Genomic DNA, 14,189 nt, shown 5'->3' with positions numbered 1-14,189 from the left:
CCTCAGTAGCGTATCTTTTAATTATCGAGGACAAGAAAATGTATGAAAATCGAAAGTTAGGATTAGCGTACTTATCACCCTATATTATCGGGTTGATATTGTTTACGGCTTTTCCGTTTGTATCGTCATTCTTGATGAGCTTTACTGATTATGATCTTATGACCACACCAAACTTTGTGGGTCTGGATAACTATCAGTACATGCTTTTTGAAGATGATACGTTTTGGAAATCAATGAGCGTGACATTTATGTACGTTTTCTTGACCATTCCAGTGAAGTTAGCCTTTGCGTTGTTTATCGCCTTCATTCTTAACTTTAAGTTGAAAGGCATCGGATTCTTCCGTACCGCGTATTATATACCATCGATTTTAGGCAGTAGTATCGCTATCGCAGTATTGTGGCGTGCTCTATTTGCAATTGATGGGGTATTAAATGGCATGCTTGACGTCATTGGTATCGATCCAATTAACTGGTTAGGTGAGCCTTCTTTCGCTCTTTTATCCATTACTTTATTACGAGCTTGGCAGTTCGGTTCCGCGATGGTTATCTTTTTAGCGGCGCTACAAAATGTTCCACAATCTCAATATGAAGCCGCGATGATTGATGGAGCCAGCAAATGGCAGATGTTTACAAAAGTGACAGTGCCACTTATTACCCCCGTCATTTTCTTTAACTTCATCATGCAAACCACTCAAGCTTTCCAGGAGTTTACCGCGCCATATGTTGTGACGGGTGGTGGTCCAATGAAATCGACTTATCTCATCTCACTTTATATCTATGAAACCGCATTCAAATTCTTTGACATGGGCTATGGCAGTGCGTTGGCATGGGCATTGTTCGTCATTGTTGCCATCTTCACCGGCATCACGTTCCGCTCATCTAAGTACTGGGTATTTTATTCTGGCGATAAGGGTGGGAAATAATCATGGATACAATAACGAAAGACAATAATGTTATGAATAACAGTACCAAAGCCGACAATGCTGAAAACAACCGCACATTACGACGTGAAAAAATCAACGCTTTCATTCGTTATGTTGTATTAGGTGTCGTCGGGTTAATGATGCTGTATCCACTGTTATGGATGTTTACTGCAGCCTTGAAACCGAACCATGAAATTTTTACTTCAATGAGTTTGATCCCAAAAGAATGGAGCTTAGAAGGCTTTATCAATGGTTGGAAAACCGGCACGGAATTTACCTTTGGTCACTACATTATTAATACCTTTTTATATGTTGTGCCAAAAGTGTTCTTTACCGTCGTATCTTCGACCATTGTTGCTTATGGCTTTGCTCGCTTTGATATTCCATGGAAAAAATTGTGGTTTGGTACTTTAATCGCGTCAATCTTATTACCGCAAACTGTACTGCTTATTCCTCAGTATCTGATGTTTCGCGAAATGGGCTTGCTAGACAGTTATTTACCTTTGTATTTGCCATTAGCATTTGCAACACAAGGTTTCTTTGTCTTTATGTTGGTTCAGTTCTTACGTGGTATACCAACGGATATGGAAGAAGCAGCAATGATCGATGGTTGTAATTCACTGCAAGTCCTTTGGCATGTTGTGGTTCCGGTTATTCGCCCTGCGATTATCTCGGTGGCTTTGTTCCAGTTCATGTGGTCGGTGAATGACTTCTTAGGTCCGCTGATTTACGTATCAAGTGTTGAGAAATTCCCTATTGCTCTTGCATTGAAAATGTCTATCGATGTCACCGAAGGTGCGCGTTGGAATGAGATCCTTGCAATGGCTTCTATCGCTATCATCCCGTCAATTGTTGTCTTCTTTATGTCACAAAAATACTTTGTGGAAGGCGTCTCAAACAGCGGTATTAAAGGTTAATTTTGGAGTGACAAATTATGGCTCAAGTTCAATTTAAAAAATTAGAAAAAGTATATTCGAATGGTTTTAAAGCCGTGCACGGTATTGATTTAACCATTCGTGATGGTGAGTTCCTCGTTATCGTCGGCCCATCAGGCTGTGCTAAATCCACCACACTCCGCATGTTAGCGGGTTTGGAAACCGTCAGCGGCGGCGAAATCCGCATTGGTGACCGAGTGGTGAATAATTTAGTACCTAAAGATCGTGGTATTGCGATGGTGTTCCAAAACTACGCACTGTATCCACATATGTCGGTTAAAGAAAACTTAGCCTTTGGCTTAAAACTGCAAAAACTGCCTAAAGAAGAAATTGAAACTCGCGTACAAGAAGCGGCTGCGATTCTAGAAATTGAAGATCTGTTAGATCGTCTGCCGCGCCAGCTTTCTGGTGGTCAAGCGCAACGTGTGGCAGTAGGGCGCGCGATTGTAAAAAAACCAGAAGTGTTCTTGTTTGATGAGCCTTTATCTAATTTGGATGCAAAATTACGAGCGTCAATGCGTGTGCGTATCTCGGATATTCATAAGCATTTGAAGAAAGAGAAACACCCAGCAACGGCCGTGTACGTTACGCATGATCAGACAGAAGCCATGACCATGGGCGATCGTATTTGCGTAATGAAACTCGGTGAAATTATGCAAGTAGATACGCCAGAAGAGCTTTATAACAACCCTGTAAATATGTTTGTCGCAGGCTTTATTGGCGCACCAGAAATGAACTTACACGAAGTAAAACTAGTGGAAGAACAAAACGATTTATTGGTTGAAATTGGTGGACAGCGTATTCGTTTACCAGAAGAAAAAGCTCGTAATATTAAGCAAAGAAGTTATTCAAAAACCGTACTCGGTATCCGCCCGGATAATATTACGGTTGCAACAGACCAAGATGATGAAAATAAAGTCATTTCTGGTGAAATCATCCGAATGGAAAACATGGGACATGAAGTGTTTGTCTATTTCCGAGTGGATAAAAATACCTTCACGGCCCGTGTACCGGTTGATGTCGTAAAAGGTCAAGTGGGTTTTGAAATTGATCAAACCGTTAAATTTGCTGTGGATGTTACCAAAGCACACATTTTTGATGCAATAACTGAACAAAACATCTCATTAGAACGTCAATAAATACAAGGATAGAGAACATGAAAAAGCAGTTAATTACTACCGTCACCGCTTTAGCATTGGCAACAATGTCTGCGGGAGCTTATGCAAAAACGGAATTACGTATGTCTTGGTGGGGCGGTAACGAACGCCATCAAGCAACTAACGATGCATTAGAGCGTTTTCAAAAAGCCAACCCAGATATTTCTGTAAAAGCAGAATACACCGGTTGGGATGGCGCATTGACTCGTATCACCACTCAAATTGCGGGTAATACTGAACCGGATGTGATGCAAACTAACTTAAACTGGATGCCGATCTTCTCTAAAACGGGTGAAGGCTTCTATGACATGAACAAAGTCAAAGCTGACTTACATGCGGATAACTTCTCCGATTCAGCGCTCAATACCGTGACTTTTGGCGGTAAATTAAATGGTGTTCCTGTCAGCATGACATCACGTGTTTTTTACTACAACAAAGAGACATGGTCCAAAGCTGGTATTGCTTACCCAACTAATTGGGATGAGTTAATGGCTGCAGGCAAAACGTTCAAAGAAAAATTGGGCGATGAATATTACCCAATTGTGATCGAAGCTCGTGACGTGTTTGCTATGAACCGTTCATACATGATCCAAACGACAGGCAAAGACATCATCACACAAGATGGTAAATTGAATTATAGCCAAGATGAAATGACGAAATTCTTCGAGCTTTATACTAAGCAAGTTGAAGATCATGTTTTCCCATCGACTAAAGAATATGCATCGTACGGTCGTTCAAATCTTTATGAAATGCGTCCATGGATTGAAGGAAAATTTGGTGGTGTTTACATGTGGGATACCGCAATCACTAAATATTCAGATAACTTGAAACCGCCAATGGGACTTGAACTTGCACCATACCCAATGGCACCGGGGGCGAAAGATGCTGGCTTGTTGTCTCGTCCATCAATGATGTTCTCAATTGGTCGTAACACTAAGCACCCTGAAGAAGCAGCGAAACTTATCAACTTCTTACTTAATGATCCTGTTGGTGTGAAAGCACTTGGCTTAACTCGTGGTATTCCACTGAGTGCTGCTGGTGTGAAAGAGCTGAAATCTGACGGCACGATCCAAGAATCAAGCCTATCATTTGCTGGTTATAATCAAGCTCGTTCTTTACCTCAAACGATTGTTTCTACCCCTTACACCGATAATGCCCAGCTAATGGATATTTTCAGTGAAGAGATGCAAGCACTGGATTATGGGAAATCAACCCCAGAGCAATCTGCGCAAGAATTCCTTCGTAAAGGTAAGCGTATTCTAGCTCGTTTGACTAAATAATATTAAGAACCTAGTAATATTAAGGGCTTAGTAATACTAGGATCTTAGTAAGCTCAAGCGCTAGTAACATTAATAATCTAGAAACAAGCTTCAACTAAGTGTATCGCAGCATAGTTTTATCGAAGCTTAGATCCTATAGAAGATTCGTTTCTAGCACACTGCCTTTCACCCTATCTTGTGTAATCGTCAAGGTAGGGTGCTTTTTTGTTTTTACCCATTTGAACGATTAAGCGCAGTAATTAAGTTTTACTAACTAATCATCGATATGAAGGAGAGTGGATGTGCCTTCACTGAACAAGAACTTTTTGCTAGATAAAAAGCGTCGATTAAATAAAAAGAAAATCACTTGGGTGGTCTCTCAAGAAGAAAGCGTGGGCGATTTCAAATCTATTCAACAAGCAATAGATGCGCTTTCTGGAGATGATCTAAAGGATTCTTGCTACCAAATTATGATCAAAAATGGGCTTTACCATGAGCGCATACATCTCACACATAACAACGTGCAATTGATTGGTGAAGATGCCGAAAAAACTATTATTAGCATGAGTTTGTGCAATCAAATGATAGTGCAAGATGGCAGCATTCCCGGCACTTATGGCTCTAACGTTGTCAATATTGATGCTAAATGTTGTGAAATAAAGAATCTAACTATACGTAATGATTTTGATTTCATCACCAATCAACAACGTGATGTGGATGATCCCGAACAATATAAACATACCCAATCGGTTGCCTTATTATTGGGCCATAATGCTGATCAAATTCATTGTGAAAATATACAACTTATTAGTTATCACGACACCTTGTATGCGAGTGCAGGCCGTAGCTATTTCGATAATTGTATGGTGAGTGGCAGCATTGATTTTATCTTTGGTGCTGGGCAAGCGCTATTTCATGAATGCGATATTGTGGCACGCAAGCACCTAAATCCAGCTAAGGATAAACGCTGGGGTTATTTGACTGCGCCAAGCACTGATATTAATCAACCACAGGGATTTATCTTTCATCATTGTCGACTTTTAAAAGAAGAAGGCGTACCAAAGCTTAGTTATGCGTTGGGGCGACCTTGGCATCCTACGACTGTATTTGACGATGGTCGATATGCTGACCCTAATGCGATAGGGCATTGTGCTTTTTTAGAGTGCCAAATCGATGATCATATTTATGGTTGGGATCGGATGAGTGGGAAAAGTCTAACAGGTGAAATGATGTGGTTTGAACCTGAATCGGCACGCTTTGAAGAATATCAAAACATGGCTCTCACTCATTCTAATTTATCTCTATCCTTTTTTAGCCCCTTGCCAAGACAAAAGGCAGATCAATTAATGCAACAAGCACAATTTTCATTACAACAATGGTTACCCACTCTCAGATGCTTTGGGTAATATTTTTCTACTTTTCAGGAGTTTTCTATGCAACGTCAATCTTTTCTCCCGTTATTAAATGATTATTATCAACACGTTCTGATTCATGCGCTAAATCCTAATACACCATTACTCGCCGATGGTTTGGATACGTTAACCGATAAACCTGTGTATTGGACGTATCCTGACGGCAGTACTGCGATCATGAGTAATTTTGCCAGCCAGCAAAACTTCCTGCGTGGTTTATGTGGCATGACACAAGTGACCGGAAATGAAAAATGGCAACAAACGGCAGAGCAAGTAACTCATTACTTTTTGGATAATTATTGCGATAGCGCGAGTGGGTTATTTCATTGGGGTGGGCATAGATTTATTAACCAACAAACTGGTGAAATTGAAGGTCCTGCCAGTAAAGAGCGAGTGCATGAATTAAAGCATCATTTTCCTTTTTATGATTTTCTTCACCAAGTCAATGCAAAAAAGACTGAAGATTTTTTACATGGTTTTTGGGCATCACATGTGTTGGATTGGCAAAAGCTGGATCTCAGCCGTCATGGACAATACGGACAGAAACCGATTAATAATGTATTTGCCCATTATCAACCAGAGCCTGTTGTGGATCCTAACAAATGGCCGGAATTGCCCGAGACGGTGGGACTGACGTTTGTAAATGCGGCCACTGATTTAATTTATGCGGCTTGCCATTATTCGCAATATACCGATGATCAACATGCCGCAACGTGGGCGAAACATTTGTATCAGCAGTTTGTACTTGCTCGAAATCCGAAAACAGGCATGCCGGTTTATCAGTTCTCTTCGCCGAAGCAACGAGAGCCAATCCCTGAAGATGATAAGTTGACTTATTCTTGGTTTGGCGATCGGGCGAAACGTCAATTTGGTCCTGAATTTGGCGAAGTGGCTAGAGAGGCGAATGCTTTGTTTCGTGATTGCTGGCCTGTGGTAGTGGATAATCCACTGGCGATTTTACTGTGTGCGAAAAAGCTGAATGACCCAGAACTGGCTACAGGTGCGATTGCAGGCATTAAAGCCTACTTTGCTCATGCTTGGGATACCTTTGATAATCAAATGATCCCAATGTGGAATAATGGTGATGACCTGACGGGTTATATCTTTAAGCGCGATGGTTATTATGGCGAAAAAGGCACAGAACTTAAGCGTCAAGCAGCTGACCCCGCTTATCTTTTACCATTGATTCGTGCTTGTATTATGAGTGATGATTTTGAGCTTCGTCAGTTAATGGCGACCATGTTTGCTCGCTTTGAATTGGGTCTGATCAATCCTGAAACTTTAGTACTGAGCGAGATCAATCCACTCACAGAAATCGCCTCGCCATACTTGGTTTTTGCATTACTGGATTTACATCAACTAACGCAGCAAGAATTGGTGTTAACCCTTGCAGATTGTATTGCTAATAACATTGTTCAAGCGCATTATCACCGTGGTTATTTTGTGGAATCAAGCCTGCATAGATTTGCTCGTATTGATGATCCAGCACCGTATGCTTTATTGGCATTAGAAGCTTCCTATAAAGGGTGTTATGACCAATTAGCCGTGCAAATTTCAACGGGTGGATACTTGCATGGAGAAAGAGATATGCATGGTGAAATCAAGACGGTTTACGACCGCGATGTTATTTATGATTCGTTAATTGAAGAGGCCTAATGCTAAGTACACTGTCAACCCGATGGCCATTTTGTCATATTAGAAAGCGCCATTGGGTTTTGCTTCGTAAAGAGGTATTGCCGTTCTCTTGGCCTATTTTTATCGAATTACTTGGCGTGGTGCTCATGGGGATAGTGAGCACGATTTTGGTGAGCCGTTTAGGACAATCTCAAACCGCCGCGATTGGTGTCAGTGACAGCATGACCTATATTATTTATTCGGTACTAGCCGCAATAGAATTAGGTGGTGCGGTATTGGTCGCCCAATCTTATGGGCGCAGAAACAAACCACAAGCGATTGAACAAGCAAGACAAACGTTAAGCTTGAATATGTTGATTTCGACTCTTTTTTTAGTGGCGATTCTGCTCTTCGGTCAATCGATTTTAGGGATGATTGCCGTTGGCGCCGATCAAGATGTTATCCAACTTGCGGAAATCTACCTTACATCCATAGCACTCAGTTATCCTGCTCTTGCCATTATGCTTGCTGGCAGTGGAGTGTTACGCGCAGTAGGAAATAGTCGTTTGCCAATGCGAGTGAACATCCTTATCAATATTCTTAATATCATTTTCAGTTATCCACTTATCTATGGCTTTGCTGGTTGGGATGGTTTAGGTTTATTAGGTGCGGGGTTAGGTGTCTCTTGTGCTCGCTGGGTGGGGGCGATCATTATCTTAGTATACTTGGCTAAAAACGATCGTTTACCGATCCCATTTAAAAGTTATTTTTCACCTTTTAGCCGCGCAATATTAAAAGATATTTTAGGCATCGGGATCCCATCAAGTATTGAATCGTTAATGTTTAACATTGGTAAATTAATCACTATGTTAATGGTGGCAGGAATGGGGACGGTTGCTATGGCCGGTAACGTCATCGCCTTCTCTATTATCTTACTGATTAATATTCCCGGTAATACTTTAGGTATGGCAGGAACGGTATTAGTGGCGAAACGGCTAGGGCAAAATAAACCTAAAATGGCCTATCAAGAGTTGAAATTAATCTTCTGGGCTGCCACGATTTTACTGATTATTTCCACATTACTATTACTCCCTTTTATTCATCCTGTGATTGCGTTTTACACGACCGATCCAGAAGTGAGCAGTGTGGTCGTGAAGCTGTTTTATTTGAACGCAATTATGATGCCTTTCTGGGCTGCTTCTTTTGTTTTACCTGCCGCATTTAAAGGCGCAAAAGATGTAAAATCGACCATGTGGACGGCCATTTTTAGTATGTGGGGCTGCCGTATTTGCTGCGGTTACGTGCTGGGTATTGTTTTGGGATTTGGCGTGTATGGCGTTTGGATCGGTATGTATGTTGACTGGCTCGTTCGAGGCGGCATTTACTATTCTCGCTTGATTAAAATGACATGGCTGAAGAAGTTCTACTCGACGCGGGTTGGTTAAGTTTTACCCCACTGAAACTAAATAGATTGATTTGGTTTCAGTGGGAGCAGTATTGTGTATTTAATCTTTATTCCGTTTAAATTGATCATCCAACCAATTGAAAGCGGACTCTTGCATGTCTTTAGTAAAGGTATGTCCTTTATCCGGCCAGATTTTAGTCGTGAGCTTGTCTCCTGCATAATTTGCATTCCATACTTGGTGCATTTTAGCAAAAGCCTCATTAACTGAATCAATTGGGAACAGACTATCTTTCCCGCCAGCGTAAACCAGTAAAGGTTTGGGCGCACTCAAGGCTGCTACATCAGGATAATCCATATATTTACCTTGTTCAGGGTGCAGCATGCTAAAGGCAGAGTATCCTTTTAGCTGATTATTTCCCTGAACCATTAAGCCTTTCATCGTACCCATCCAGCAATCAGCAATTCCTGCGGTAATGGCATCAGAAAGTGCAGTGACTTGCCAAGCTCGGAATGCCCCCATCGAAAACCCAACTGCGGCGACTTTTTCCTTGTCTACTTGAGGCTGGCTTGCTAAAAATTCAGACGCACGTACATCATCGAGTGCAATGATGCCGGCAAATGAAGTACCTAGATTGAATAGGTTAGCGGCTAATGCTTGTTGTGATTCCATTTTAAAGCCGGGGACAGAACGATCTCCCCAACCGAGTGCATCAATGGATAAAACGACATAGCCACGCTTGGCTAATTCATCACCAGGGAAGCGACCAGAAAAGAACTTTTCACTCCATGCTTGTGATGAGGTTAATCGTGCATCGTTATTCCATGTTTGAACAAATTTTTCCTTTCCAATATCAAATTTACTGCCGTGATCGTGTAAAAATAGAGCTGCGGGAAATGGGCCTTTTCCTTTTGGAATTAACATTAACGCCATCACACGGCTTTCTTGATCGATATTGAATACGACTTTTTGCGCTGTGTAACTGCCGCGATCTATTTCATCAATCACGACCGGATTAAAAGGAGTGTTATCAGCATAAGGTAGGCTGAATTCCCGTGCTTTCATTAACCCTTGAGCTTTCCATATCTTCGGATCTTTGGTGTCATCTTTCCAGCCGAAAGGAAACGTCATACGATCTTTGAGTTGCTTATAAAATAAAGGAAAACTGCGATCTGGAGAGTCAATGGCTTGAGTTTGATAACTTTTACCAGCAGGTGCGGTATTTTCGACTGGCTTTATGGTATTAGCATAACTGAGGGAAGCGTGCGAGAGCAGTGAGATAAAAAGTATATTTTTAATCGGGGTCATGGAGCATGTCCTTATATTTTGTCTGATATTTCAAGTTGAGAACATCCTTATCTCAAATGAAAAAGCCTCATTTACTCAACGATTATGTTTAAAGTAAATAAGGCTTAATTTTTTTAATAATGCAGCTGAAAATTAACCGCGTAATTTTTCTGGGATCTCAGCAATGTAAATCGCTGGAACACCTTCAAAATCACTGGTAAATAATACGCCAGTATCACCCGGTGTAAATGATGGGTGAGGGTGGGTAATTTGACGGTCACCAGCTAATACATCCCAAGAAGTGCTGTGTTTGGCAAGCTTGGCATAGCTTTTCTTTTTCGTGTTTAGAATGTATAGGAATGGGTCATTTTCAATATCGTACCCTTCGCTGTCTGCTACATCGACAGGGGCATCACTGCCATCGCCAACCATCAAAGAACCATCGTAGTTACTCATTAGGTGGGAGCATTGTGGCATGATCATCACTTCTTCATTTTCCAGTGTTTCTGGATTCGCTTTGTAGATAACACGTTCGGTTTGACCTTTAAAGTAAGACACATAGGCCATCGCGCTACCATCTGGGATCCAGAATTCGTGAGTACAAGATTCGCCTTTTGCATGCGTTTTAATGGTTCTTACATTGCTGCCATCTTCATTGACAAGCCACATGCGTGAATCGACTAAATCGTGTGGACCTTCGTGACAAAAACCGATGGTGTTATCATCAAATGGGCGGAAAATAGGGTGACCAAGCCATGCATCTTCTTGATGAACAACATCTAATGCACCGGTTTGAATATCGACTTTAATTAAGCGACACGTTGGATTGGTGTGATAGAACTCGGCGAATTTTTCCCAAGAAGTCAGTGGTTGGTAGCAGCTTTTTTTGATTTCAATGCCTACTAATTTAGTACAATCTGAGTTGGCAACCCAAGTACCGTAACCTTTCCATTCTTCATCAACCGTGTAAATAATGGTTTCCTCTAATGTGTTTAAATCAACTTTCATCAGATTTAATTCATTTTTCACATAGAAGAAGGATTGATCATCGGTTGAGATAAAACCACCAAAAGTGTTATCGCCTTTGCCTTCGGTTAGCTGTGTAGCTTGTTTCGTTTTGATATCAAGCAAATAGTAATTACGGTTTGCTTGACCAGATGAGGTATCAAAATCACCAGCAAACAATAATTTACTTCCATCAGTGGTAAAGCATTTTTGATAGAAATAGTTACGGTGACAAATCACGTCCGTTGGGGTTAAACGTGTCACCTTATTGTTAGTATCTGAGTCGATAAAGGTTTCGTACTCTAAATCGATAATGTTGCCTTTAGCCATGAGAAATGCTCCGAAATGGAGCAGCCAACGTAAGAATGTTGGCTGCTAATTGGTAAATTAACTATTATGTTGTTTCGCTATTTATTACTTAGTTATCTAATTATTTGTGGCAAGTGATGGGTTATCCGCCTTGGCACTTTTCTTTAATAAATAACCAATGATTAAGATGGATACTGCACATGCTAAGAACAATCCTCGTCCCCATAATGGGTTTGGAATTAAGACCATTGCTGTTAAACCGTAGCCCATGTAGTTCACAAGAGAGCCTAGCTTATGACGTTGCATGCGATCGATTTCATCTTGGCCTTCTTCTGCTACACACTCGGTATCCACATCTTCAAAGAATGCTTTGGTGTTTTCGATGTTCACATCATTTTCTTCTTTATAGAACAACGTTGTGGCACAGAAGAAACCAGCCGTGATGAATAAGTGAGCCGCAATGGTAATCATAGTACGGAAGTCAGATGTCTCACGACCCGTTAATGAATCGATACCGAACCAGCTTGCAACGAAGTTTGGTGTGAAAACAGTTACCACTAAGTAAGATACAAGCATACCAACAATAACCGTTACCCAAGGTGCCCATTTTGGCGTTTTACGGATAATGATACCTAGGAATAGTGGTACTAAGATTGGTGATTGTAGCAATGTCGCGACTTGCATCATTAGATCGAACAAGCTTAGGTGCTTCAATGAGTTGAAGAACTGAGCCATCAAAATAACTAAGATACCGTTAACAAGACAAGCAACTTGACCTGCACGAAGTAATTCTTTGTCTGTAGCTTTACCTTTGCGAACCACGGTTGCCCAGAAGCTACGAACAAAGATCCCAGAGTTACGGTTTAAAGCTGAATCCATAGAAGACATCGTTGCTGCAAACAAACCAGCCATTAATAGACCAACGGTACCAATTGGCATGACTTCGCGAGCGAATACAAGGTAAACGGCATCGGCAGCTTTCGCACCAAGGTTTGGATAAGCGGCAGCTGCATCTGGGTATAGGATTGCGGTTGCCCAAGGTGGGATGAACCAAACAATGGCACCGAAGAACATCATACCAAGCGCCATTAATGCCGCTTTGCTGGCATTTTTAGAATCTTTTGCGTTAAGGAAACGATAAGATTCTTGCATGTTGTTGATACTTTGAAGTTGCTTCACAAGGAAGAACAAGCATGAACCGACAAGTAACATAGGGTAGTTCATGTCAGGGCCAATAAAGAAACCGCCAGGAAATTCAGTTACGATTTCACTTGGTCCGCCAACCACAAAGATAGCGACAACCGCACATGCAATTGAGATCACCGCAACCACAAGTGTTTGTATAAAGTCAGAAGCCACAACGCCCCATGCACCACTGATTAGCGAGATAGCTAATACTGCTGCGCCTGTTACGTAAATAGTGGTAATGATGTCAGCATCAAATACCGCAGAAGCAAACACACCTAAACCGTTTAACCATACGCCAGCGTTAATCACGCTTAATGGAATGATTACCCAAGTAAAGAATTGTTCGTTCACAGAGCCGAAACGACGACCGACTGCTTCTGTTGGCGTATCCACACGCATTTGGCGGAAGCGACGTGCAAAATAGAAATAAGCGAACACATAAGCGAGCATATTGCCGAAGAATACAAAAAGAATTGCAAAACCATCAGTAAAGGCTTTACCAGCTGCACCAGTGAAAGTCCATGCAGAAAATTGAGTCATAAAGGCTGTTGCACCTACCATCCACCAGAGCATTTTACCGCCCCCTCGGAAATAGTCGCTGGTGCTGTTGCTGGCCATTTTTTTAAAGAGAACACTGATCATTACCATTAAGGCAAAGTAACCAGCTATTACTAGATAATCGTAGTTCATAAAATCCATCCTGAAACGTTGTTTTAATTTTTATGAATGATACGGGTAAAAGTGAGATCAAAATGTGCGCGAAATCAAAACAAGGGTTCAATAATTTGTAACTTCGTGTGTAACTGTGATCTATGCCACGTTATTCAGCTTTAATTGATTGGGTAGAATACATTGTTGAAATAGGTCGCTTGGGTAGGGAAGTTGTCGGCAGGTTTTTATGGACAAGCCATGCAAGAAATACGGTACGCTTAGAAGTGGTTCATCTATATCTCTATCTTTCAAACAAAAAATCGAGCCACTCAAAGGCTCGATTTTTTGTTTTATTACTGCTGTAGGCAAGCTTGTGACTAATATTAATTAAGCAATAACTTGGGCAACACCAGCAACTAATACCGCTAACTCATCCCACTTTTCATTATCAATCAAATCATTTGGGATCATCCAAGTGCCACCGCAAGCAAACACGGCTGGAATCGCAAGGTAGTCATTCACATTTTTTGGGTTAACGCCGCCAGTTGGCATAAAGTTGACAGGGTAAACCGCCGTTAATGCTTTCAGCATGTTCACGCCGCCAGAAGGCTCAGCAGGGAAAAACTTCAATGTATCTAGACCCAATTCCATCGCTTGCTCAACGAGACTTGGGTTGTTCACACCAGGGATGATTGGCACACCACGTTGTTGGCAGTATTTTACTGTGGTTGGGTTCAAACCCGGGCTTACTACGAAATCCACACCTGCTTCAATGGATTCATCCACTTGCTTTGCGGTTAATACAGTACCTGAACCAATTAACATATCTGGGTAGGCTTCACGCATGTTGCGAATGGCTTGTGCTGCAGCTGGTGTACGGAAGGTAACTTCAGCGCAAGGTAGGCCGTTTTCAACTAATACTTGAGCCAGTTTTGCTGCTTTATTTGCATCATGAATAGCAATAACCGGTACCACTTTGATTTCACTTAGACGTTGATTTAACGTTTTCATTTTGAGTCCTTGAGAATGATTTCAATAAAATACAA

11 protein-coding genes are annotated in these 14,189 nt (G+C 41.4%); 7 read left to right on the top strand and 4 right to left on the bottom strand.

The window, feature by feature from the left end; all coding sequences use genetic code 11:
- The first annotated feature begins 38 nt into the window (after window positions 1-38).
- The 7 genes from HC725_RS05090 (at window position 39) to HC725_RS05060 (ending at window position 8,745) form a co-directional block, all read left to right on the top strand.
- Window positions 39-923, top strand: coding sequence for a carbohydrate ABC transporter permease (locus HC725_RS05090; RefSeq protein ID WP_190330690.1), 885 nt, complete (start codon window positions 39-41; stop codon window positions 921-923).
- Window positions 924-925: 2 nt separating this feature from the next.
- Complete coding sequence (locus HC725_RS05085) at window positions 926-1,840, top strand: carbohydrate ABC transporter permease (protein ID WP_190330689.1); 915 nt, start codon at window positions 926-928, stop codon at window positions 1,838-1,840.
- Between the two features lie 17 nt (window positions 1,841-1,857).
- Entirely contained in the window at window positions 1,858-2,997 is a 1,140-nt protein-coding gene (locus tag HC725_RS05080; protein ID WP_086958828.1) for an ABC transporter ATP-binding protein, read from the top strand.
- A 17-nt stretch (window positions 2,998-3,014) separates the two neighbouring features.
- Complete coding sequence (locus HC725_RS05075) at window positions 3,015-4,295, top strand: ABC transporter substrate-binding protein (RefSeq protein ID WP_190330688.1); 1,281 nt, start codon at window positions 3,015-3,017, stop codon at window positions 4,293-4,295.
- A gap of 281 nt (window positions 4,296-4,576) precedes the next feature.
- The gene (locus tag HC725_RS05070; RefSeq protein WP_190330687.1) at window positions 4,577-5,680 is read left to right on the top strand and encodes a pectinesterase family protein; all 1,104 of its coding nucleotides are present in this window, start codon (window positions 4,577-4,579) and stop codon (window positions 5,678-5,680) included.
- Between the two features lie 27 nt (window positions 5,681-5,707).
- Window positions 5,708-7,342, top strand: a complete 1,635-nt coding sequence (locus tag HC725_RS05065; RefSeq protein ID WP_190330686.1) for a pectate lyase — start codon at window positions 5,708-5,710, stop codon at window positions 7,340-7,342.
- The gene (locus HC725_RS05060) at window positions 7,342-8,745 is read left to right on the top strand and encodes an EmmdR/YeeO family multidrug/toxin efflux MATE transporter (RefSeq protein ID WP_190330685.1); all 1,404 of its coding nucleotides are present in this window, start codon (window positions 7,342-7,344) and stop codon (window positions 8,743-8,745) included. Before HC725_RS05065 ends, HC725_RS05060 begins: the two co-directional genes overlap by 1 nt.
- Before the next feature lie 60 nt (window positions 8,746-8,805).
- On the opposite strand, the gene HC725_RS05055 is transcribed toward HC725_RS05060, so the two are convergent.
- The 4 genes from HC725_RS05055 to HC725_RS05040 all read right to left on the bottom strand — a co-directional run bounded on the left by HC725_RS05055 (window position 8,806) and on the right by HC725_RS05040 (window position 14,154).
- Window positions 8,806-10,011, bottom strand: coding sequence for a dienelactone hydrolase family protein (locus HC725_RS05055; protein WP_190330684.1), 1,206 nt, complete (start codon window positions 10,009-10,011; stop codon window positions 8,806-8,808).
- Window positions 10,012-10,143: 132 nt separating this feature from the next.
- Entirely contained in the window at window positions 10,144-11,325 is a 1,182-nt protein-coding gene (locus HC725_RS05050; RefSeq protein ID WP_190330683.1) for an oligogalacturonate lyase family protein, read from the bottom strand.
- Window positions 11,326-11,421: 96 nt separating this feature from the next.
- Window positions 11,422-13,182, bottom strand: a complete 1,761-nt coding sequence (locus HC725_RS05045; protein ID WP_190330682.1) for a sodium:solute symporter family protein — start codon at window positions 13,180-13,182, stop codon at window positions 11,422-11,424.
- Between the two features lie 348 nt (window positions 13,183-13,530).
- A complete protein-coding gene (locus HC725_RS05040) occupies window positions 13,531-14,154 on the bottom strand; it encodes a bifunctional 4-hydroxy-2-oxoglutarate aldolase/2-dehydro-3-deoxy-phosphogluconate aldolase (protein ID WP_089111149.1) in 624 nt (207 codons plus the stop codon).
- Between the last annotated feature and the right edge of the window lie 35 nt (window positions 14,155-14,189).

Source organism: Vibrio sp. S17_S38, assembly GCF_014694375.1.
In the GTDB taxonomy this organism is placed as follows: Bacteria; Pseudomonadota; Gammaproteobacteria; order Enterobacterales; family Vibrionaceae; genus Vibrio.
The sequence above is the reverse complement of the archived record's forward strand: the minus strand, read 5'-3'. Positions and strand labels throughout refer to the sequence as shown.

What these genes read in the sequence shown, in the direction of transcription:
- HC725_RS05075 (WP_190330688.1), top strand. Translation starts at nt 3,015, where the DNA reads ATGAAAAAGCAGTTAATTACTACCGTCACCGCTTTAGCATTGGCAACA.
- HC725_RS05055 (WP_190330684.1), bottom strand. Translation starts at nt 10,011, where the DNA reads ATGACCCCGATTAAAAATATACTTTTTATCTCACTGCTCTCGCACGCT.
- HC725_RS05085 (WP_190330689.1), top strand. Translation starts at nt 926, where the DNA reads ATGGATACAATAACGAAAGACAATAATGTTATGAATAACAGTACCAAA.
- HC725_RS05065 (WP_190330686.1), top strand. Translation starts at nt 5,708, where the DNA reads ATGCAACGTCAATCTTTTCTCCCGTTATTAAATGATTATTATCAACAC.
- HC725_RS05090 (WP_190330690.1), top strand. Translation starts at nt 39, where the DNA reads ATGTATGAAAATCGAAAGTTAGGATTAGCGTACTTATCACCCTATATT.
- HC725_RS05050 (WP_190330683.1), bottom strand. Translation starts at nt 11,325, where the DNA reads ATGGCTAAAGGCAACATTATCGATTTAGAGTACGAAACCTTTATCGAC.
- HC725_RS05060 (WP_190330685.1), top strand. Translation starts at nt 7,342, where the DNA reads ATGCTAAGTACACTGTCAACCCGATGGCCATTTTGTCATATTAGAAAG.
- HC725_RS05080 (WP_086958828.1), top strand. Translation starts at nt 1,858, where the DNA reads ATGGCTCAAGTTCAATTTAAAAAATTAGAAAAAGTATATTCGAATGGT.
- HC725_RS05045 (WP_190330682.1), bottom strand. Translation starts at nt 13,182, where the DNA reads ATGAACTACGATTATCTAGTAATAGCTGGTTACTTTGCCTTAATGGTA.
- HC725_RS05040 (WP_089111149.1), bottom strand. Translation starts at nt 14,154, where the DNA reads ATGAAAACGTTAAATCAACGTCTAAGTGAAATCAAAGTGGTACCGGTT.